A 23,118-nucleotide genomic window follows, 5' to 3' on the forward strand; every position below is an offset into this window, starting at 1 on the left:
TGTATTAAGGGGTACAGATGACCGAAATTGGCAGGTTGCAGTCGCAATTTGACTGCCTCATATAGAACTTACTTTTAGATAATTAAAATAATTTTGTAATTTAAAAAGTAAGTAATGAAGAGTACATTTAACATCCTTTTTTACTTAAAAAGGAACAATCAAAAGCAAAATGGAACAGTCCCAGTGATGGGCAGAATTACAGTAAATGGGCATTATGTTCAATTTACTCCAAAAGTGGATATTAATCCCGAAATTTGGAGCGTAAAAGCCGGAAAAGCAATCGGCAGAACAAAAGATGTTCAAGAGGTTAATGCAATCCTTGACAGCATCAGAGTAACGATGACAAAAATTTATCGAGATTTGCGAGAACGCGAATCCGATGTTACTGCGGAAAAAGTAAAAAATATCTTTTTTGGCACGGACGAAAATGTGATGACACTATTACAGTTATTCACAAAGTACAATGAGGATTTCAAAAGTATGATTGGAATTTCAAAAAGTATGAGTTCTTATCAAAAGTATGTAAGTACAAAAAATCGGGTTGAACAGTTTCTTAAAGATAAGTACAAATTATCCGACATCGCCTTAAAAGACGTGAATTATCTTTTCATACATGATTTCGATATTTATTTGAAGACAGTTTGCCGTTATCCTCAAAATAGCACAGCAAAACACATGCAACGCCTTAAAACGATTATGATTTTGGCAAGGAATAACGAGTACATTTACAACGACCCTTTTGCCAAATACAAAGTTCATTTCGATAGAGTTGATAGAGGCTATTTAACCTTGGAGGAAATCGAAATCATTATGGAGAAGAAATTCAAGACGAAACGACTTGAACAAGTGCGGGATATATTCATTTTCAGCTGTTATACAGGGCTTGCTTACGTTGATGTAAGCAATTTGAGAGAGAAAAATATCCGTACCTCTTTTGACGGAAAACTATGGATTATGACTAAGAGACAGAAAACGAATATACAATCCAATATTCCCTTACTGGATGTTGCAAAACAGATTTTAGACAAATATGCCGATACTCTACCCGATGGAAAAGTATTACCGATTCTTACCAATCAAAAGATGAATGCTTATTTGAAAGAAATTGGAGATGTATGCGGTATAGACAAGAATCTCACATTCCACCTCGCTCGCCATAGTTTCGCCACTTTAACGCTTACCAAAGGTGTATCCATTGAAAGTGTGAGTAAAATGCTTGGTCACACAAATATAAAAACGACTCAAATATATGCGAAAATCACTGATAACAAAATCAGTGATGACATGGCTATTTTTGCCCAAAAATTGGAAGAAAAAAAGATTAAACAAAAATCTAACCTTGATGAAATCTTCGAATGCCTTTCTTTAGGAAAACAAATGGCTGTGTTTAATTTTCCTGTTGATTTGCCCAACGATTCTGAAAGGATAAAACTAATATCTAATATGTGGTATAATCTATCAGAAAAAGAAAAATCTTCACTTTTGTTAAAAGCATTTGAAAATGTTTCTTAAATCTTAGATATTACTTTCTCTTGTTATATCATTATAACCGAAGAAAATTATTATAGTTTTGCAAATGAAGGGCTTTTTAGCCCTTTTTTTATAGAGTCAAAGTTCTGATTTTTCTACATCAAAATATATTATAAAACTAAATAATTAATATGAATCCAAAAATCTTAAGCTTAAAATTAAATGGAAAATATGTTAGTGAAGTAATTGACAGCTTTTTATTCCACTGTCAATTTGAGAAAAACTTAAATAAAAAAACCATAAAGGCATACGAAATAGACCTTCAGCAATTTAATTCATATATAGGAAATGTTATTGAAGAAAAAACAATAAGTAGTATAACAAAAGAAGTATTGAAATCTTATTTGCAAGAAATATCTCATTTTAAACCCAAAACTATAAAAAGGAAAATAGCTTCATTAAAAGCTATGTTCAATTATCTTGAATATGAAGACGAACATTATATTAATCCATTCCGCAAAATTAAAATAAGATTTAAAGAGCCGCATATTCTTCCTTCTGTAATGACATTAGGTGAAGTAAAAAAGATATTAAATATTATGTATCATGAACTTTCTGAAAATAAAAATAAAGAAAAATATACATACAAAGCCCAACTCCGCAATATTGCTATTGTTGAAATACTATTTTCTACCGGATTAAGGGTTTCGGAAATATGTAATTTGAGCAGTAGAGATATTAATTTGAAAAATGGTGTACTAAAAGTACTTGGCAAAGGAAATAAAGAACGTATCATACAAGTTTGCCAGGCAGAAACTTTAACAATTATCAAAAATTATTACCAATCCATAAAAAAACAAATAGATCAAAGTGATTTCTTTTTCATAAACAGGTTAGGCCTTCCCCTATCCACCCAATCTGTAAGGTTAATGATTAAGACATATGCAAAAAAGGCCGGATTAACTAAACACATTACTCCACATACATTTAGACATACTTTTGCCACATTATTGCTTGAAGAAGATGTAGATATAAAATATATTCAAAACATGTTAGGACATAGTTCTATCTCTACTACTCAAATATATACCCACGTCAATATGAGTAAACAAAAGAAAATTCTAACAACAAAGCACCCCCGGCGTAAATTTCAACTTATGAAGGAATAACTGATAACTATTTATTATGGACGTTTTATATCATCATCCAGTTATAACATGTGCTGAAGCTGCAAAGGCTAGAAAAATATCTATCAATGAAGAGTTAAAAACAATATTATTAAAAGTATCTCACAAAAAAATATCCGTCCATCTAAGAGGAGGGGATAAGATTAACTCCAAAGCAATAAAAAAACTATTTCATAATAAATCTATCAAATTCTTATCAACAGAAGAACTTCAATATTTTGATTTGGGAAAAGGACTGGTGAATCCCTGGAATATTCCTTTTTGTGAATATAATCTAATCAGTACAAATGTATTTGAGCAGAATTTCATGTATACCAACAATTCAAAATATAACGAAGGAATAAAATTCCTCACAAAAGAACTTTTTCAATTGTCAAACATTATAATAGGAGATTTTAGTTATGAACTCAAGTAAGATTAATAAAAATATTGTTTTAATTGCAGATAGAGTTGACAACTTTAAAGGTGTCGGTTTATCCTCTGATAATTTGGAACTTATCGAAGATCGCTATTTTGAAGATATATACGATGGGCTAAGTTCAATATGTCACAATATTATTTATTACAACTCTCCTGCCAGTTTTTTAGAAAATATAACTCAACATAAAAACGATATTGTATTTTCGATATGGTCTGGTCGAAAGTCTCGTAATAGGAGAGCACTTATTCCTTCTATATGTGAAGCATACGGCATTTGTTATGTGGGTGCAGATACTTATGCAAATATAATATGTCAAGACAAAATCCTCTCAAAAAAGTTTTCTCTGAAAAATGGCATAAATACTCCAAATTACTTTTTTTATGAAGGTAGTAATCTCGATGAACTATTGATTAATAATCTAAAACTGCCAATAGTGATTAAACCTAATTTTGAAGGAGGATCTATTGGAATCTCAAAAGACTGTTTAGTAAATAGTTACAAAGAAACTCTTTCAAAAGTCTCAGAATTGTTTTCTATTTTTAAACAACCTATCCTGATAGAAGAGTTCGCCAAAGGAAAAGAAGTTAGCATTGTTATTATGGGTAATCAAGAAAAAATTCTTTTTTGCGAAGTTGTAGAATTATTCATTGAAGATAATGCATATGATCTTGAAAATAATATATTTAGTTTTGAAGTAAAAAAAGAGAATAGCAACATGGTGCTGTCTCATAGATTGATTACTCATGAATTTTCCAATGATATATTGAATAATGCTATGTCTCTTTTTAAGAATCTTGGTAAAGTAGAAGAATTACGCATTGATGGACGATATGACGGTAAAGATTTTTATTTAATAGAATTATCTCCCGATATTCATTTCGGGAAAGGAGCAACCTTCGCTGATGCATTTAATTTGAACGGTATAAAATATACAGAAATGCTCCGGATGATTTTATTAAATACAGAAAATTATAACAACCAATTACAATGAAATGATTATGGCATCTCATAAAACATTTTCCAGAATTTATATTATATTATTTATTTCATTTATCTCAAATATAGTTAATGCGCAAGAAATCAATGTTCCTAATTTAAATGATACATGTATTATAAATTCTCTTGATCGAAATCAGACTTTACTAAATAAAATATATCATTTGGACAACTCCTTAGATTCTCATATTTTTAACGGAAATAATACAAAAGCTAAAACGTATGTTCCAATATCTGATTACATAAATATAAAACAATTATATATTGCTGCCGGAAGCATTTTAGTGGCATTAATAGGAGCAATATTGACCTTTTTTGCATTCTGGGTACAAACAAGTTATAATAAGAAAACGAGAACAGAGGCAAACAGGGAACGATTTGAAAGTCGTTTTTTTCTCTTTATAAATATGTACAATGAACTTGTAAATGAAATAGAAATTATAAATGTCTGTAAGGGACATCAGTCTTTCAATTTTCTTTTTTATGAAATACAAGCATTATTTTATATTATAAAAGACTTAAATATTCAATCTATTGATGGGAGTACTCTTACAAAAGACGAAATAATGTCTATCTCAGTATCAATTACAATAAGTGGAATAACCCCAAACAATTATAGAGACAATATTGATTTGATATATTCAATGTATAAAGATATAATACTCAAAGAAGATTACGTAAATATATGTAATCAAATAAAAAAGTATGTTAACATAGATAATGATGATTTAGAAGTTTTATATAAAGAAGAGCGTTTTACATTGTTTTGGAATTATGCATATATTCAGTTAAAAGAAAAAAAACAAGTATATTGGTTTATTGGAAGACGCTCATATTTAATACCATACTTTAAGTTAATCAGGTCAAAGTTCATGTATATAGATAAATATTTAGAAGGGCAGAAAAAATTAAATTTAAATATAAATGATGAAAAAAACTACTATTTACAATTGTCTAATTCTTCTATGTCAGAGCATGAACTGGCTGTACTGTATATGATTGTCAATTCTCGTGAAAACCATTATATGAAGATTAAAAGAGAATATATTGATTATTTAGTGGAAAGCACAGAACTTCCGGATTTATATAATTATAAGAAATGGGGAAAGAACTTAAACCCTAAAGTAAAATAATAAGAAATAAGTAATGGATATGCAGTTAATAAACATTCGCATGGCTGTCAAATCTGACATAGATATTTTGGGAGATTTATGGGAGGGTTTTGAGAATTTTTTCATATACCACGAAAATTCAAATTTTAAGAAAGAGTATAAAACTCAAAAAGAAAAATACAAAAAAGATATATTGGAGTTAAATTTCTCGGAAAATCCAACCAGATGGACGTTGGTCGCAGAAATTGACAGAAATATTGTGGGGCAAATATCATGGATGAAACTGTACATGGCAAATACACCTCCTGTATTTCATTATAGATTGTCAGGGATATATGTCACACAAGATTATAGAAATATGGGAATAGGTAAAAAGCTATTCATTGAATTGAAAGAGATAGCAAAGAAAGAAAAAATCTCTGCAATTAAGTGGGGTGTATGGGGAAAGAATGAAACGGCTAAACAATTCTACAATACAATTGAAGGTAAATACGATCATTTGGAAAATGATGAATGGTCTTTACATTACACCATTGTATAGTCTCCCTCGGATAGCTACATTACACTATATCTGAATGGACAAAAAACTTATTGAAATCTGAATAAAATTTAGAAAATCAGATGTTTTCCGGAATCCTGAAATGCCAATATGAAATAAGCCCCAGATCGAACGTACCAATATCGTCTTTGGTTGTTTGAGCCGACTCATAATACGAAAATCGTTCATCCCAATAATTATTTTTTCTAAAAGATAAGAATAAATGAACTTCATAAGATTTTTTCATATAAAAATGAAATAAATCCATATTGTAATTTTTGTAATATTGTGCAATTGTATAATATGCAAGTCGGTGCATTACTTTGTCAGGTTGTTCCTCTAAAAGACTCAAAGTTGAATTAACAATGTCTTCATATATGCCATTAAATTTATTTGAATTTGTATAGTATATAAGATGATTAATATGTATAGTTAATTTGTCAAAACTGCACATTACTGTTTTACGCGCTTCCCTTAAAAAATTTTCAACTTCCCCCGAAAAATTATTTTGATACATATACATAACAGCTCTGTCATTAAAGAAGATATGCCGTTCAAATGTCTCGTTATACAATAGTTGCTCAGCAATATCCAAATTAGAAAGGGCCGCATTGAAATCCTTATTCCATGTATGCAATAAAGAAAGAGTTAAATATGATTGCCCCATTTCAATCCATAAATTTTTCTTTTTAAAAAATCTGATACTTTTTTTCAACTCCTTAATACTTTTGGATAATGGCAAAACAATCTCACTATTCCTTAATAAAAAACCATATTCTTCATATTTAGCATACTCTGCTTTGCTCATCATATCTAAATATATTTTTTGGCATTCTGTATAATTATTTAAAGAACGATATGATATCATCAATATTAATTTTAAAATTAAAATTAATCTATCATTTGTTTCTGATATTAAAGTATTTAGTATATACGTAATAGCCTCTTCATGTCTGTCTAAACGATCTAATAACGCTGCTCTATATGCAGTATATCGGTTTGACGTGGTTTTTATTTCCGCTAATATATCCCATGCTTTATCAAATATGCCAAGAGTGTAATATATATCTATAAGTGCAAAATTAATTAAATCCTGAATTTCTACTGAAGTAAAATAATTTTCATTATTTCGCAATAATTCTATATATTCAACAGCACTATCGGGATATGTGGATTCGAGAGCCACTCTCTTTATTTCTGGTAAAAGTTTGAATAGATTACCGGAATCATTATTTGCCGAGTAAAAGGTGAATAAAAGATGATAAATTTTGTTTTTCGAGTAACAAGAAAAATCTTTTTGTTCTAATCTTTTTCGATAGTATTCTATCCAAATTCTATAACTTGGTAAAACAAATCGATCAAATGAATTATTTGATAAAACTTCTTTAGATATAAAATCATGCTTGACAAAAATAAACTCTCTATCAGTTTTTATTAATTCATGTTTGGTTAGCTTTTTTAAACATGGTTCTAAATCTATCCATAAATCCTTAAAATGTTCCGATTCTAGAAATGATTTTAACGATTCTGTAGTTACTGGTAACCTATGAACTATGATTGCACTTAATACAAGTTTCAAATTATTCTCTAAACTATCAATATGTGTTTTAGTATAATTAAATTCATTAACTGAAGAATTAAATGGAATAATATCTTTACCTCTCATATTAAAGAACAAATTTCCATCTTCGAGTTTTCTTATATTTCCATCAAATTCTAAAAATGAATCTCTCAATTTTTCGGCAATCTCATTATCTGGATACATTTTCAAATATTCAGATAGATTCATCCTCGCAAGATTGATTAAGTATAAATCTGTATTTGGAAAATCTTTTGCCTGAATTTCTTCAAATTTACTCTTACTAAAAGAATCATCTATCGTGTATTCTAAGATAAAATTAGCGTAAGAAGATTGGGCAATAATTTTCTTAAAGAAATCATTAGAAGAATAATCTATTTTTTGATAATTTTCAATCACTACAATCAGTCTGTCTTTACGAATTACATACTCAATATAATCCCTAAGGGTTTGAAGAATATCGTTATTCCCTGAATTAAAAAATATATTATAATCATAATTTTCAAATTTAAAAATCATTTTTGTGGCTGTATATAATAATTTTCCTACCCCACAAGGAACAGCATCTTTTGCGGCATTGCCAATAATTAATAAATTCCTCTTTTTAAGATGGGGGGTTAAAATATTATTAAAATAATATTTAAAAGATAATTTTTCCTTTTTTGAGGTCACATAGTAATTATTAAAAGCCCTCGCTAACTCTTGAATATAAGCACCAGGCATCATGTCTCCTATTAAATCGTTGATTTCCATTCTGATGCATTTTTTCTTTTCAAGAACTTTTTTAGAAAAGGCACTTTTGCCAATTCCGCTTATTCCTGTGATGAAAACGATTTTAGACTTCTCTTCAAAATTTAATCTTGATGACAAATCAGCGCACTCTTTTTCTCGATTTACAAATTCTCGGGACATGATAATAAATAGTTATCAGTTATTCACCGACAAAGATATAAAAATAATTTTATTCTTTTTTCTATATTTTCCTTTATATAATTCTTCCTCATTTAATAATATATCATGAGCATGTACTTTAACCATATTCGGATACAAAGGTACATTGCCTAATCCTGCCGTCCAAATTAGTTTGCTAAAAAAATCTTCCTCTTTCCCTTTAAGTTAAGAAAAGAGCGTATTTGTTTTGCAAAAATTTGTCCTTAGCGGATTACGGCAACCTTTTCAAGTATCCGAAACATGGTCAGTACACCGGCTCCGATACAGCAACAAAAAAAAGTCAGGATTATGAAAAATATAGAAAAAAACAGGAAACAAGGTAGTTCCCTTCCAATTAGCATCAAAATAATATTCTCTTCTTGATTGATTGCTCTACCGATTTATCAATTTTAAGTTAATTGTATTAATCAATTGATTAATAAATAGCGTAATCGATAGATTACAATTTGACATATTCTTATTTTTTCCGGAAAAATTCCTAAATATCCTTAAAAAAGGTGGCAGCTTGTGGCTTAATGCTGTATCATACATTATTTTATAATTTTGCCGGATGTATTAATGGATAACATTTAAACAATTTTTTTGCTATTTTGAAACATCTAAAAGTCCGTTCAAAGAAGAATCGGTTTTTATTTACAAAAGAGTTAAGAGCAAGTTTATGTTTTGGTAATACCAAAACCCACTTGCTCCCCTGAATGGGAGGTTATCCCGTTGGTCTCAAAAGTAGGAATTCAAACATAAAATCAAGTTATGGAAAAGAAAAAATCAGGCGGTCGTCCCATAAAGAAATTAGGCGAGAAGAAGAAATATTTAATCACAGTAAAGTTGGACACGGGAGAATATATTTCACTCAAAACAAAAGTCAAGATGGCGGGAATTTGTCGAAGCGAATTTATCCGCCAGTGTTTACTCGGAAGTGTTATTCTGCCGAGATTGACACCCGAATTGAACGATTATATCCGCAAACTCTCCGGCATGGGAAACAACCTAAACCAGATTGCACGGAAAGCCAACGCCGAAGGTTATTCCAATGCCCGGAATGAATGTCTGCTCTTACTTAAACAGATTGATAAAATAATAGGACTTATAGAAAATGATGGCAAAAATAGTTAAGGGGAAAGATTTCAAAGGTGTAATCAATTATATTTTGGATAAAAATAAAGGCACTGAGATTATTGATTATGACGGACTTCGTTTGAGGGATAAGGATTCTGTTATTCAAAGTTTTGTCAGGCAAGCAAACATGAATAATCGCGTTTCAAAGCCGGTTTGTCATATTTCGTTGGACTTTTCCGCACAGGATAAAGACAAATTATCGAACACATTGATGGCACAAATCGCACGCGATTACATGAGCAGAATGGGTATAGTGGACACACAATACATCATCGGCAGACATTTCGACAAGGAACATCCACACATTCATTTGGTTTATAACCGTGTAGATAACAACGGGAAAACTATTTCCGACAGCAACGACCGTTTCCGCAGTGAGAAAATCTGCAAGGAATTGACCGAAAAATACAGTTTATATTTCTCCACAGGTAAAGAAAATGTGAAAAGACACCGCCTGAAAGAACCCGATAAAACCAAATATGAAATCAATGATTCGTTGGAATCATTAGTCCCGAAGTGCAAAAATTGGGAACAATTGATTTTAGAATTGCAAAAGCAGGGAATAAAAACGGAGTTTAAACACAAAGGTAATTCCGATGAAATTCAAGGTGTACGATTTGGGAAAAATGGATATTTATTCAACGGTTCAAAAATTGACAGGCAATTCAGTTTTTCGAAAATAGATTATCAGTTATCCCAAAATGCAATAAACCAGAACAAAAATCAATCACAACAAATAAATTCTTCCGATAATGTGTTAAATTCAACTATTGAAACAGTGGGTTCTGTTTTGGGAGATTTATTTAGTCCGCAAACAGAAAACGGATATGACGATTCTCTATATCCACACAAACAACGATTAAAAAAGAAAAAACGGAAATTCGGGAGACAACTATAATTAATATAAAAAACGGGAAGATATGGGAAATATGAAGATAGAAGAAGTTTATACGCTTTTTGAAGAAATCAAAGAGCTTCTGGAAGATAGAGATAAAAATACAACGATTATTCAACCTGAGATAGAAATACCGGATTTATCAGCTATGAACTTATTGGTAAATAAGTTGGAGAAAACAATTGAAGAAATCCATAAACCTATAAAAACCGAGCATCGGCATATTATCAGCATCGCCTCAAACAAGGTGTTTTACGGATTTATTGGCATATTAGTTTCAATATTTATTTGCTTTTTTGTAATATATAACCAATGGGGAACAATTCATTCTTATAAAGATAATGATTTGAAATACCGTTATATTAAAACACAAGGCGAAACAACACCGGAAATACTATATAATCTGGAAAACATTTTTGAGAATAACCGTGATAGCGCGAAAATTATCAGCAAATACATCAAGCAATACGAAAAATCGGTAATCGAAGAAGCCAAACGTTTGGAAAAAGTCCGGTTGAAGGAATAGGAAACTGAACGGTTAAAAATTGAACAGGAACAATTAAAGAAACAAGAATAATATCAACCAAATAATTTCATACCAATTTTTCATATTTTTAAACATTGCTAAAAAAATAATTCTCCTGAAAATTAGTTATTTGTGTCATTTTAAACAAAAAAATTGCTTTTTATTTGTTTTTGTGTATAAAAATAATTTATTTTTGTGAAATGAAAAAGTAAAAACCATGAAGTCAGCATTCTTAGCGGCAGCCCAATGGCTTTTACACGTACAAAATAATAATTGTTGTTTTATGCGAAGGATTTATTTTGCCTGTCACTTACCTTTGGTTTTCCCTGAAATTTTTAGTGGTTTTTTCTCATTCTTATACAAAAATGGATATTGGTGTAGGCGAAGTATCTGGGAACTTTGCAAAACGGAGTTAGCCAAATAATGCTCCGCCGTTTTAACGTTTTTCAAATGGCAGAGCTAAAACATAAAAATGTAGATAAGGGAAACAAATATGGTAATCATTTTAATACTTGCCAAAAGAAGAAAATGCAGTTATTCAAACATCGGATTTATCTGCCGGAATGTATGTTTTGAAACTGGAGAAGAAAGGTGCTATCCAAACAAAAAAAAATACAAATAGTGCATTAATATAAATAAAATAATTATGAAATAACTTTTACAAACTACTAAAAATAAATTGACTATGAAAAATTTTACAAGAATTACAATATTCCATATAGTTTTGATACTTGGAATATTTACTGCAAACGCACAAAACAATACAGATGATTACTATCCATTAGTGGAAGAAGGGAAGGTTTGGAGTGAACTTGTTTTCACAAGTGATCCGAGCGGGTTACCTAATTATGATTATTATACCGTATATTATAAAATATACGGTGACACTATTGCTAATGATATTTATTACAAAAAGATATATAGAACTGCAAGAGAGAACGCAATTTTCCCAGATGATTGGGTAATAGATTTTTATATAAGAGAGAATGACAACAAACAAATTTTGTATAAACGTTCATTAAGTGGATGGGAAAGAATGCTATATGATTTTTCTTTAGAAGTTGGAGATATATTACCGGAAGAAATATATGAAGGAGGAGATATCATAATAGAATCTATAACATACGAATTAATGGAGAACGGGGAAGAGAGGAAAGTTTTTTGGCTATCTGATTATTGCCATGTACCTGAGTTTTGGATAGAAGGGGTTGGAAGTAGTTTTGGTTTAGAGAAAACATTAGGAGGGTTTATTACAGGTGGATCTTATAAATTGCTCTGCCATTGGCAAAATGAAACTTTATTATACCATAACTCAAGTTATGAAACTTGTTTTGAATCTTCATTATTAATTGAGAATTACAGTAAGTTTAATATTTATCCTAACCCTGTAAAAGATATATTACACATACAAAATACAGATAATTCAGATATTAATTGTATATCATTAATCAATATTAACGGTCAAGTTATTGAACAGTATCAACCTAAAACAACACAAATAAATATTTCGAACATAAAAGAAGGGATTTATTTTATTAGATTTTCAACCAAGGAAAGAGATATAATACAAAAAATTGTAATTGAAAAATAAACAGTTATGAAATAACTTTAACAAACTACTAAAAATAAATTGACTATGAAAAATTTTACAAGAATTTCAATATTCCAGATAGTTTTGATACTCGGAATATTTTCAGCAAATGCACAAAATTACAAATCCTATTTTGGTGAGGAATATACCAAATGGTCGGTTTATTACCAGGAGTGCGAGTATTCGTATTCCCAAATATTTTTATCACCACATGATAGGATAGAGGAAATAAATGGAATTACATATTTTTGCCTTTTTGATATGTATCATGACACTAGTAGTACCAGTGTTCCTGTTACTGAGAATCCTGTTGCATATATGCGAGAAAATTCTACGACAGGCCAACTCTTTTTTAGATATAAATCGGGTGATACAGGAGAGTTTTCTGAAATTGTCGTATCAGATATGTCTTTAGATGTTGGAGATTCGATTCAAATATTTGATTATGAATTAAAATGGCAGAATTTAATTATTTCGGAAGAAAATATTGCCTATGCTATTGTTGACAGTATTTATTATTTGAATGATTTAAAGCATATTCGTACTTCCGCCCGGTTTTACCATGAATGGGTAAGCAAATATGACCATTTAACATTTATTGAAACTATGGGTTCCAATATTTCGCCTATGTTAGATCTTCCTGAGTTTAACGTGTCATGTTTTAGGGGCATTCCTATTTCATTATGTTACGAAACCGAAAAAGAATTAATTCATTATTACCCGGATGTTTACCAATCTAACTGCCTAATAATTTACACGGGAATTGAAGATTTGGAAAATAAACCGATGGTTAATGAAACTATACAAGGCGGCTTACTGTGCCTGTCTTTTGGTCAGTCTTTCAATGGTCAGATTAACCTTTTTAATTATTCAGGCAAAATGCTGTATAAAACAAACATTTCGAACAAAACAAGTTTTGAGATTGATATCAGTAAGTTTTCCAAGGGAATATATGTATTGCATATACGAAGTGCTAATAATGAAATTATAAATAGAAAAATTATAAATTTTTAAATTAATCAACGATGAAAAAGACTTTTATCACATTAATTACATTACTGATTAGTATTAGCAGTTTTGCACAATATATTGATTTTTACGATGAATGTCTTACACCTGATTCTAGTGAAACATCTGCAAAATATTTGTGTAATTCTAAGGATGGATATGATTTCCCCACAAAAGGTACATATAGGATGTTGGTTATTTTTATAAATATTATTTATGATGTTACCCCTGATTTAGATCCTAATATTATTAATGGGTGGGGATGGGAAGCCGACACTATTGGAGGAATAAATTTACGACCACCAAAACAATATTTTGATGATGTATTTGATACACATAATACCTTACCTCGTCAAGGTTTTTTTACTAAATATATGTCCGAGTGTTCTTTTGATTCTTTGGTTATACTGGCAGATTTTACTTCTGTTGGAATCAGGCAATCCCAAATACAATCAGATGGAGGAAGTTTTGAGTATCTCAAGTTAAGGGATAGCACTTTAAGTTTTATAAATAACGAAGGAGGTCTTCAAGCTTATTATAACCATAATTCTATTTCAGATTACGATAATGCTACTTGTGGTTACCCTCCTACTCCTACAAATAATGATAAATTAGATTATGTTGCATTTTTTGTTTTAAATCCTACTTTAATTCATGGAGGCAGTACAATTAGACCGGGATGCGGAGTTACAGCTTCAGGAATGAATAAAAAGATTAAAATATCGAATGTGGAGTATAATATTGAAGCTTGGACAATGTTCGGTATAGGTATTATTAGTTTAAAACATAGTGGCTCCATTCTTATACATGAATTTGCACATGGATTACTTGGCGGAAATGAATTCCATACTTCCGGAGGAAATCACCTTGGCACTAAAAGTATAAATACTTTTATCTACAAACAACAAGGTTTTGGCTTATTTAATAGCGGAAATAGTTTCAGGTCGTGTAATGCATACGAACGTTGGCGTTTAGGTTGGCAACATCCAAGCAATACTGCTCATAGGATTGCAGCCGGTGGCAAGAATAGTGATATTGTTTCACAATTTTCAGGTATTCAGACATTTTATCTAAGAGATTTTGTTACTTATGGAGATGTTATCAGGATTAAATTACCTTATAAAGACAGTGAAGAAGCTTCTAATCAGTATATATGGTTAGAAAATCATCAGGTAGGCAGAAACGGGAAATTAGATGGATTCAATTATCATTTTTATCCAAACGTAAATTGTGTCCCATTAGGAACTCCAGGTATTTATAGCTATATACAGGTAGGAAAAGATATCCTTGAGGGTGAAGATTCTATTGTTTTCTACAACAGAGAAACCGATAATCTCAGGATGATAAGTGGGGAAGGAAATTATAATATGGAATATAAGAATAATATTAATGATTGTATTCCTTGGAGTACCCGACCAACATTTGAATATTTAGGATCTAATCCTCTATCTGGTACTAATGATTTAACTGAGGCAATAATAACCTCAAATAATAATTTACATCTTTTTGATGACTTTACATTTGTGGGCAATAAATGGAAGGATAATATTCTTTATAATCAATTGATTTGGTATGGTGATACTTTAGATGCTTTTACATCGGGAACCAAAATGGATATAAGTTCAAATCCTCCTCCTATCAATGCATATACCTATTATGCAAAATATTACACAGCGAATCCCAATGTATATGTTAAAGAAGATAATTACCGTGATACAAGGAAGAAATATCTTACAGGGTTAAGTATCAAAATGAACTACGCCTATACATTGGCTGATGGGACAGAGGTATTTAAAGTAGATATTCGATGGGACGATTATGATGTAAAAGAAAATGTAAATTGGGCGGGTGATATTGTTTTAAAAGAAGAACTGTATTTATTACCGGATAAAACCATTACCTTTGAACAAAATTACACGGTTTACCAAACGGAAAGAGACAATATTACAGGCGTTTTTGCTCCACCAACATTATTTACATGTGAAGAAAATTCAATATTTTGTCAAAATTCCAATTCACATGTAGAAGTCACCGAAAGAAGTACAATATTATTAAAAAGCGGTTCAAAATATATTATTTCCGAAGGAGCAGACTTAATCATAAAAGCGGGTTGTACTTTAGAGGTAGAAGATTGTGCTATATTAGAAATAAAAGGACAATTAATAGTTGAGGGGCTAATATAATTTTTCATCCTAATGCATCAGTTAGAATGGAAAACCTGTCAAAAATCATATATTCCGGTAATGTCGGACATTTAATATATCCTTATATTTGGGTAAACTCTAACATAACAAGCAATACTACAATAAACCAACCAATAACATTTACTAATGATGTCGTTATCAACACAGGAATAACACTAACTGTAAATTCAACTATGAAAATGACAAGTGATTGTAAAATTATTGTTAAGCCCGGTGCAAAATTAATTGTTGATGGTGGAGTATTAACAAATGCATGTTTCGATAAAACCTGGTATGGCATCCATATCTCAGGTAACGACACAATGCCGCAAACTTCACAGTATCAAGGTGCTGTTGAGTTGAAAAATAGTGCCATTATAGAAAACGCCAGATTTGCCTTGATGACTTATGACCTTGAAGATAACTACTCTACAACCGGTGGAATAATTTATGCCGAAAATACTACTTTTAAAAACAATCGTAAATCAGCAGTATTTTGGGCATATCCTCCAACAGGCTTACAAACAATCCGCCAGAATGTAAGTTACTTTAAAAATTGTACTTTTATTGTGGATGATAGCAATTTATTCGAGAACAGCGGTTTTGAATTCGAATCGCATATATCTATGTGGGGTGTTACAGGAGTAAAAATTTACGGTTGCACTTTCGAAAATAACACAAGCAATACCTCAAACCGTTATAAAGCAATATATACCGAAAATGCCGGCTATATAATAGATCAACAGTGCAGCTCTTATAATCTAACGAGCTGCGAGTGCAAAAATGCACCTACACCCTCCGTGTTTAAAGGTTTTGATAAAGCCATTGTCTCAACAGGCTCAGGCTCTCAATATGCCATCAGAATAGACAGAAGCCATTTCTCTAATAATATTACAGGAATATCTTTCAAAGGATTCGGCAATTTTCAATTATCTCGTTTAAACATGTCATCGGAAACACCTTACAACAATTTTCCTACAGGAATATACATAGATAAATGTACGGGATATAAAATAGAAGGCAATGAGATATATTCCAATGGAGATCAAAATTCAACAGGTATCCATATAAACCATCCGGGAAGGGATGAAAACAAAATATACAGAAACCGGATTTATAAAACGGGTTATGCAATAAAAACAACTGCCCTAATACCTCCTGGAAGAGATTTCCCCTCAACCGGCTTACAATTTGCCTGCAATAATATGTACGAAAACAACAATGATATTTTTGTTACGGCACAATCAATTATACGAAGTGAACAAGGTTCTTCTAATTCCGGCGCCGACAATTTGTTTACTCAAACAGGTAATTATGATTTATATGTAAACTCAAGCAATACTGTTAATTATTATTACAATAATTCAATAACAAGGAAAACTCCCGTAAACTGCACCAACAATATTAGCAAATTAAATGCAAGAGCTAATCCTTGCGGCAGTACATTGTGTGCAAGCTCTATTTCCGATACTTTGGGAAATGGAGGAATAACTTATAAAGCAAAATCATCTTTGACGGAATATTCGGAACTAAACAAAAAATATTCTGAAATGATGAGTTATTTTTATGCTAAAGGTTTTGATAAAGTTTTAACAAATTACTATAATGATATTATTGAGGATAAAAAAATGTTGAACGATGCAATGGTTTATCATGCAGAAATATTATTGTTAACCGAGTATATGGCTGAAATAAGTAATGAGGCATTATTCGCTTTAAAAACAGATAGTATTATTGAACTCGGAAAAATTAGAGACTGGTATGATGAGATGTACACTTTAAATGCCAAATATTCCCTTGCCGAAACATATTACCAAATGGGAAAATATAATGAAGGCTTCAAAACACTGGAATTAATACCTAAGATGTTCGATTTGAACGAGGAAGAATTTATAGAACATGATAACTATGTTTCCTTATATAATTTCAAGTATGGAATTATGAAAAGCGGTAGAACTATTGCCGAATTGAAAAAAGATGAAATAGAGAAATTAAACGGTATTGCAAAAAAATCATACGGATTATCTTCCGTAATGGCACAAGGAGTGTTGTGTTTCTTTTACGATATATGTTATGATAACACATTTAATGAAGATACAGATGAGGGTTTAAAAAGTCAGAAATCAATTGTCAATGAAATAACTACCAACCAAAATCGTATCACAATATATCCTAATCCGGGCACAGATAAGATTACAGTAATCTCGGAAATAGATAATTGTAATTTCGAACTAATAAATGTCAACGGTGTAACCCAAACAACCTATAAACTTCAAAAAGGGATAAATATATTTGATATATCCATATTAGTACCCGGAATATATATTTACAGGGTATTTAATGATGGTGAAATTATCTCCGAGAAATGGGTGAAGATGTGAGATTGGTTTGTTAGTCTTCCATAAATAGAGAATTTAACTCTATGCTATATTTATCCAAGTTGACTATGCTAGTATCCCTAAACTCTAAAAAACAAACTAAAATGTAAAACACAGGATAAATAGATAAATTCTCATAAATATTACAAAATTTCTTATCTTTGCGAATTATATATCTTTGTATTGATAAATGTTTGAATCGAATTCAAGAAATTTTCAATTAAAATTAGGACGGAATATATTTGGTCAATATTAAATAACTATTGAATATAAAAAACGACGAACATACTCGGAAACAAAAAAAATAGAAACTTAAAAAATAATATTATGTCAGTAAACTTAAAATTAGAAATCTTTAGAGTTTCTTTAAAGAAAAAAGGAGGAAGAAACGATACTTTATTTGACTTCAAGGTTCTTTTTAATGAAATTGACAAAAACAAGAAAAAGGCATATGAGAAATTTGTTGAAGGCTTTATAAATTATTTTAATAATGAATTTAAAATGAATGCTGACGGAAACAAGGGAATGACATCTTCATCCACAACTCGTTATAAGATAGATTTTTACTCCAATGTAATAAATGGGGAAATCTTTGGCGGTCCAACAGACATGCAACAATCCATTTATAAGAAAAATAATTCCAAAAAGAAAACAGGGAATCTTGAAAAAGATGACATTGCAACCTTACCTTTCTTTTTTAAATTTTGGACACCTTATGACCATAATACAGGAGTACTAATGGTGCAAAGCTATTCTAATCATACAATAACAGAATTAGTAAAAATTCATTTGACAAAATACATTAATACATTCGGATATAGTATAATAATAACTCCTTACATACCAGAAAGCATAGCTGAAAAATATAAAGAGCATAGCAATGTTTATAAAATAACATATGTTAAAGAAAGGTTAACTAAAGATAAGCGGAAGTTATTAAATCCTCTTTTTACTGATTTTGATAATTTGAAAATAAAAATCGAAGTTTCTGGTTTTAAAGAAAGTGTAAATGACTTTTGGGATAAATTTAGGAAAAGTGGAAAAACATTAGGTTCTAATTTAGAGGATTTTGATATAAAAGAGGAAGACGATTATGAAGTAATTGCTCATTATGTTGATGAAAATGGGCATAAAACACATACAAGTATGGCAAAAAATCTAAAAATTAACCCAACAAATTTTTTGCCTGAAATACTTAAACAATCAGTTAGCAATCATTTTGATTTTGACAAAATAAGAAAACACACTAATTCTATATTAAATGATATAAAGATAGCCATTAACTATAAGTAAACCATAATTATGCTTAAGAGATTAAACATTTTTGAAATTTGCAAAGATGGCATTAATGCTATACAAGGAGAAAGCAAAAGAATTACTTTTTTTTTAATTTATTGGCTCATACCTATTATATTTGCAATAATATTATGCCACTTTGATTGTTTTATATCAAAAGGCATTTCTTCTGATATTATCGGAGGAATAGGTCTTTTTGCGGGATTGATGTTTACTTTATTGTTTGTAGTGACAAATAGTTATAGAACAAGAAAAGAACAGCTTTCAAAAGATGAAAGTGATGAAAATAAAAGCTATCTTACAAGATATAATACTTTTGCTGAAAACATAGTTTCTCTAATCTCATATTCAATCGTAAAGGCAGGATTAATTATAGTATTTACTCTGGCTTATATTTCGTTATTAACATATGAATGCAACAATCTTTCAGTCATATTTTCAAAAATATGTAATGGCTTACTTATAATTCAACTTATACAATTTGCAATTATCATTACTATGATTTTGAAAGAAATGTATGCTATGTTATATGATGATATTAACAAATAGATATATTAAAAATGAATTATACAGAATTGACAATAATAGATAGCCTATCTATTCACAAAGTAGGCAATAAATCCAATGAAGAAATAATTAAATTATCAAATCAAAAAGTTAAGTTAGATAATGAAATAAACAAATTATTGCGTGTTTATTTTATGTTTTCTTTCAAATCCTCTGAATACTTCAACTTTTATCATGACATCAACCTCAACATGAATGAAGTATTCTCTTGTGTAGCGGCGATTTTCGATAATCCGGATTCACTTTTAGAACAATCACAAAATCTTGCCAAACATTTGTACGAACAAAGTACGCATCCCAAGATAAAAGGCGGTGAATTTTATGTGGTTTATTTCAAAGATTGCATTATTGAGGGTGAGACTGTTGATGCAATCGGATTATTTAAGTCCGAAAACAAAGATACTTTTTTGAAAGTCTATCCTGCCGGAGATAGTTTTGAAATAGAAAGCCAACAAGGCGTTAATATCAACAAATTGGATAAAGGTTGTTTAATTTTCAACACCGAAAAAGAAAATGGTTATGTGGTAGCAGTAGTTGATAATACCAACAAAGGTGCAGAAGCACAATATTGGTTAGACGATTTTTTACATGTTCGTCAACGCAAAGATGAATATTACAATACACAAAATGTTTTATCGCTATATAAAAACTTTGTCAAGGATGAACTTCCACAGCAATTTGAAGTCTCCAAAGCCGACCAAATAGACCTTCTGAACAGATCTGTAAAATTCTTCAAAGAAAATGATAATTTTGATATGGAAGAATTTGCGAACGAAGTCATCGCTCAACCCGAAATCATAGACACCTTTAATCAATATAAAGTCAATTATCAAAAAGAATATGATACTGAGATGATGGATAATTTCACTATCTCCGAACAGGCAGTTAAGAAACAAGCCCGTGTTTTCAAAAGCGTTATCAAATTAGATAAGAATTTTCATATTTATATTCATGGTAACAGGGACTTGATAGAACAAGGAATTGATGAAAAAGGAAAATATTACAAAGTTTATTATAAAGAAGAATTGTAAAAGATTATTGATGATAAATATGTATTTATGAAGAAGAATTTAAAAAACAAATATTTAGGCATATTATTTTTATTGGCTATGGTACTGTTTGTATCCTGCGCAACCTTGCCTAAGGCAACCGTTGAAATGTCTATATTGTTGGAAAAACAAATTACTGCATTGGAGAGCAATCATATAATGATTGTAAACAAATATTTTGAAGATAAAAAACAATATGCGGAAGAAATTATAGAAAAAGAATGGTATCCGGCTTTTTTAGATGAATTTTTTAAAAATGAGGTTGTAAAAGAAGTTTGGGAAGAAGCAGTCGAATCCAATGATGCAGAAACCAGAATGGAAGCATTAAAAGAAATCATTCAGGTTATCCATGAAAAACGTACAGAGATTATGGATTCAATGATTCAACCTTTGGAGAAAACCCGTATAGAATGTATATCAGCCATTCAAAGTGAATATGAAAAAGCCAAACAAATGAACAGAACAATAACAGAAAATATTTCAAGCGTAAATGAGGCTCAGGAAATGCGTAACAATTTATTACCCACTGAGGTTAAAAATGTGGAAAATATCATGTTTCAGTATATGGAAAAAGCAGACACAATACTAGATAAAGTTCAAACTACCATAGAAGTGCATAATGAAAGTAAAAACAAAATCAATGAAATATTTAAAAATGATTAAAAATGGACAGATACGATAAACTGAAAGGTGCTGCCGATGATGCTGCCGAAAAAGCAAAACAAAAAATTACAAAGTTAAACGCCATCCAATTTCAACAATTTATAAGTGATTTGGAAAAGGAGTGTGTTGATGCCGACACAATTTCAACACTAAAATCGACAATACATGATACAACCAAACGAAATAAACTGATAACAGACCTTGTTGAAAAAGGAGGAAATGTTGCTAATTGTATAATAAACATATTGAACAAAGTGAAATAAATAAAATGTTTATTTGATTGTTTAGTAAAAGAGAGAGCAAAAGTCCATGAACATCAAAGAAATCATAAAACAACCAGAAGGCAGGCGATTAGAATTTAAAGAGTCTTTGCCCGAACGTGCAGATTTGGCAAAAACAATCATAGCTTTTGCAAATGATGCCGGTGGAGAATTATTCATTGGCATACAGAATAATCCAAGAGAGATTGTCGGATTACCGGAAGAAGACCTTATTTCAATTGAAGAACAGGTGAGTAATATTATATTTGATCGTTGCTATCCGGCTATTTTACCGGAAATTACTTTTCTTACAGATGAAAATAAACATTTTATACGGGTAACAGTATACCGCGGGAGCATGCCTCCTTATTATTTGAAAGATAAAGGCAAGCTAAAAGGAACCTATATCCGTGTTGGATCGTCTAATCGTCAGGCTGACGAAGAAATCATTGCCGAATTGGAACGCCGAAAACGGAATGTATCGTTTGACAGTGAATTGGTAATGGACAAGTCTGTAAAAAATTTGAATATTGATAATTTCAAAGATGAATTTCAGAATAGAACGGGTGAAAAGTTAAATGGTCAAACCTTGCGAAAACTGGAACTTGTCAAAAATGTAGAAGGAATAGAATATCCGACCAATGCTTTGATTTTGTTTTCGGATGATGGACTTCGCCGTTCGATGTTTCATTTTGCCAAAGTAGAGTGTGCACGATTTAAAGGAATTGATTCAAAAGAGTTTATCGACCAAAAAAGTATAGATTCCAACATATCAAAGCAAGCAGAAGAAGCTTATAATTTTGTATTGCGTCACATAAATAAAGGGGCTACTGTAGAAGGTGTCTATACTGTTTCCCGTTGGGAATATCCGGTTAATGCTATACGGGAAGCTATACGAAATGCTATTGTACATCGGGATTATTCACTAATAGGGAAAGATGTTAAAGTAGCTATTTACGATGATATGATTGAAATAACATCTCCTGGACTTTTACCTCCTTCTATTGATTATTCGGCAATGGAAAGCCGTCAAAGTGATGCTAGGAATAAAATTATTGCACCGGTATTTAAACAAATGGGAATTATAGATCAATGGGGAAATGGACTAAAACTCATAGCAGACGAATTGAAAGAATATCCTCAAATTGGTTTTCGATGGAGGGAAACGGGCTTATCCTTTCAAGTTCAATTTGTAAAGCTTGATTATTTGACAGAGCAAGAGTTACAGCAAGAGTTACAGCAAGAGTTACAGCAAGAGTTACAGCAAGAGTTACAGCAAGAGTTACAGCAAGAGTTACAGCAAGAGTTACAGCAAGAGTTACAGCAAGAGTT

General features: G+C 30.6%; 20 protein-coding genes. 19 read left to right on the plus strand and 1 reads right to left on the minus strand.

Translation table 11 applies throughout. From position 1 onward, the window contains the following. The first annotated feature begins 114 nt into the window (after nucleotides 1–114). From LBP67_07750 to LBP67_07775, 6 genes are all read left to right on the plus strand, one after another. Complete coding sequence (locus LBP67_07750; GenBank protein ID MDR2084872.1) at nucleotides 115–1,512, plus strand: site-specific integrase; 1,398 nt, start codon at nucleotides 115–117, stop codon at nucleotides 1,510–1,512. Between the two features lie 149 nt (nucleotides 1,513–1,661). Next, nucleotides 1,662–2,639: a tyrosine-type recombinase/integrase gene (locus tag LBP67_07755; GenBank protein MDR2084873.1), complete on the plus strand. Its 978-nt coding sequence runs from the start codon at nucleotides 1,662–1,664 to the stop codon at nucleotides 2,637–2,639. 16 nt (nucleotides 2,640–2,655) lie between these two features. Next, a complete protein-coding gene (locus LBP67_07760) occupies nucleotides 2,656–3,072 on the plus strand; it encodes a YbaK/EbsC family protein (GenBank protein MDR2084874.1) in 417 nt (138 codons plus the stop codon). Further along, nucleotides 3,059–4,069 (plus strand): ATP-grasp domain-containing protein, encoded by a 1,011-nt coding sequence (locus tag LBP67_07765; GenBank protein ID MDR2084875.1) that lies wholly within the window; start codon nucleotides 3,059–3,061, stop codon nucleotides 4,067–4,069. Before LBP67_07760 ends, LBP67_07765 begins: the two co-directional genes overlap by 14 nt. Nucleotides 4,070–4,076: 7 nt before the next feature. After that, the gene (locus LBP67_07770; GenBank protein ID MDR2084876.1) at nucleotides 4,077–5,207 is read left to right on the plus strand and encodes a hypothetical protein; all 1,131 of its coding nucleotides are present in this window, start codon (nucleotides 4,077–4,079) and stop codon (nucleotides 5,205–5,207) included. A gap of 40 nt (nucleotides 5,208–5,247) precedes the next feature. Further along, nucleotides 5,248–5,727, plus strand: coding sequence for a GNAT family N-acetyltransferase (locus LBP67_07775; GenBank protein ID MDR2084877.1), 480 nt, complete (start codon nucleotides 5,248–5,250; stop codon nucleotides 5,725–5,727). A 76-nt stretch (nucleotides 5,728–5,803) separates the two neighbouring features. Here the strand turns inward: LBP67_07775 and LBP67_07780 are convergent, their stop codons facing one another. Next, nucleotides 5,804–8,215, minus strand: a complete 2,412-nt coding sequence (locus LBP67_07780; GenBank protein ID MDR2084878.1) for a hypothetical protein — start codon at nucleotides 8,213–8,215, stop codon at nucleotides 5,804–5,806. A gap of 789 nt (nucleotides 8,216–9,004) precedes the next feature. Here LBP67_07780 and LBP67_07785 point away from each other — a divergent pair. The 13 genes from LBP67_07785 to LBP67_07845 form a co-directional block, all read left to right on the plus strand. Beyond that, the gene (locus LBP67_07785; GenBank protein ID MDR2084879.1) at nucleotides 9,005–9,367 is read left to right on the plus strand and encodes a MobC family plasmid mobilization relaxosome protein; all 363 of its coding nucleotides are present in this window, start codon (nucleotides 9,005–9,007) and stop codon (nucleotides 9,365–9,367) included. Further along, nucleotides 9,348–10,268 carry a relaxase/mobilization nuclease domain-containing protein gene (locus LBP67_07790; protein ID MDR2084880.1) on the plus strand — a complete coding sequence of 307 codons (921 nt, stop codon included), beginning with the start codon at nucleotides 9,348–9,350 and terminating at the stop codon, nucleotides 10,266–10,268. Before LBP67_07785 ends, LBP67_07790 begins: the two co-directional genes overlap by 20 nt. A gap of 22 nt (nucleotides 10,269–10,290) precedes the next feature. Continuing rightward, nucleotides 10,291–10,791 carry a hypothetical protein gene (locus LBP67_07795; GenBank protein MDR2084881.1) on the plus strand — a complete coding sequence of 167 codons (501 nt, stop codon included), beginning with the start codon at nucleotides 10,291–10,293 and terminating at the stop codon, nucleotides 10,789–10,791. Between the two features lie 685 nt (nucleotides 10,792–11,476). After that, complete coding sequence (locus LBP67_07800; GenBank protein ID MDR2084882.1) at nucleotides 11,477–12,382, plus strand: T9SS type A sorting domain-containing protein; 906 nt, start codon at nucleotides 11,477–11,479, stop codon at nucleotides 12,380–12,382. Between the two features lie 45 nt (nucleotides 12,383–12,427). After that, on the plus strand, nucleotides 12,428–13,396 hold the full coding sequence (locus LBP67_07805) for a T9SS type A sorting domain-containing protein (protein MDR2084883.1): 969 nt from the start codon (nucleotides 12,428–12,430) through the stop codon (nucleotides 13,394–13,396). A gap of 11 nt (nucleotides 13,397–13,407) precedes the next feature. Beyond that, on the plus strand, nucleotides 13,408–15,573 hold the full coding sequence (locus LBP67_07810; protein ID MDR2084884.1) for a hypothetical protein: 2,166 nt from the start codon (nucleotides 13,408–13,410) through the stop codon (nucleotides 15,571–15,573). Between the two features lie 26 nt (nucleotides 15,574–15,599). Further along, nucleotides 15,600–17,954: a T9SS type A sorting domain-containing protein gene (locus LBP67_07815; GenBank protein MDR2084885.1), complete on the plus strand. Its 2,355-nt coding sequence runs from the start codon at nucleotides 15,600–15,602 to the stop codon at nucleotides 17,952–17,954. A 324-nt stretch (nucleotides 17,955–18,278) separates the two neighbouring features. Further along, nucleotides 18,279–19,244, plus strand: a complete 966-nt coding sequence (locus tag LBP67_07820; GenBank protein MDR2084886.1) for a hypothetical protein — start codon at nucleotides 18,279–18,281, stop codon at nucleotides 19,242–19,244. Nucleotides 19,245–19,253: 9 nt separating this feature from the next. Then, entirely contained in the window at nucleotides 19,254–19,796 is a 543-nt protein-coding gene (locus LBP67_07825; GenBank protein MDR2084887.1) for a hypothetical protein, read from the plus strand. An 11-nt stretch (nucleotides 19,797–19,807) separates the two neighbouring features. After that, nucleotides 19,808–20,845, plus strand: coding sequence for a nucleoid-associated protein (locus LBP67_07830; protein ID MDR2084888.1), 1,038 nt, complete (start codon nucleotides 19,808–19,810; stop codon nucleotides 20,843–20,845). Nucleotides 20,846–20,872: 27 nt separating this feature from the next. After that, nucleotides 20,873–21,526, plus strand: coding sequence for a hypothetical protein (locus LBP67_07835; protein ID MDR2084889.1), 654 nt, complete (start codon nucleotides 20,873–20,875; stop codon nucleotides 21,524–21,526). A 2-nt stretch (nucleotides 21,527–21,528) separates the two neighbouring features. Further along, nucleotides 21,529–21,789 carry a hypothetical protein gene (locus LBP67_07840; GenBank protein ID MDR2084890.1) on the plus strand — a complete coding sequence of 87 codons (261 nt, stop codon included), beginning with the start codon at nucleotides 21,529–21,531 and terminating at the stop codon, nucleotides 21,787–21,789. Nucleotides 21,790–21,835: 46 nt separating this feature from the next. After that, on the plus strand, nucleotides 21,836–23,118 hold a 1,283-nt coding region (locus LBP67_07845), incomplete at its 3' end, for a putative DNA binding domain-containing protein (protein MDR2084891.1).

It is taken from the genome of Bacteroidales bacterium, assembly GCA_031276035.1.
In the GTDB taxonomy this organism is placed as follows: Bacteria; Bacteroidota; Bacteroidia; order Bacteroidales; family BM520; genus RGIG7150.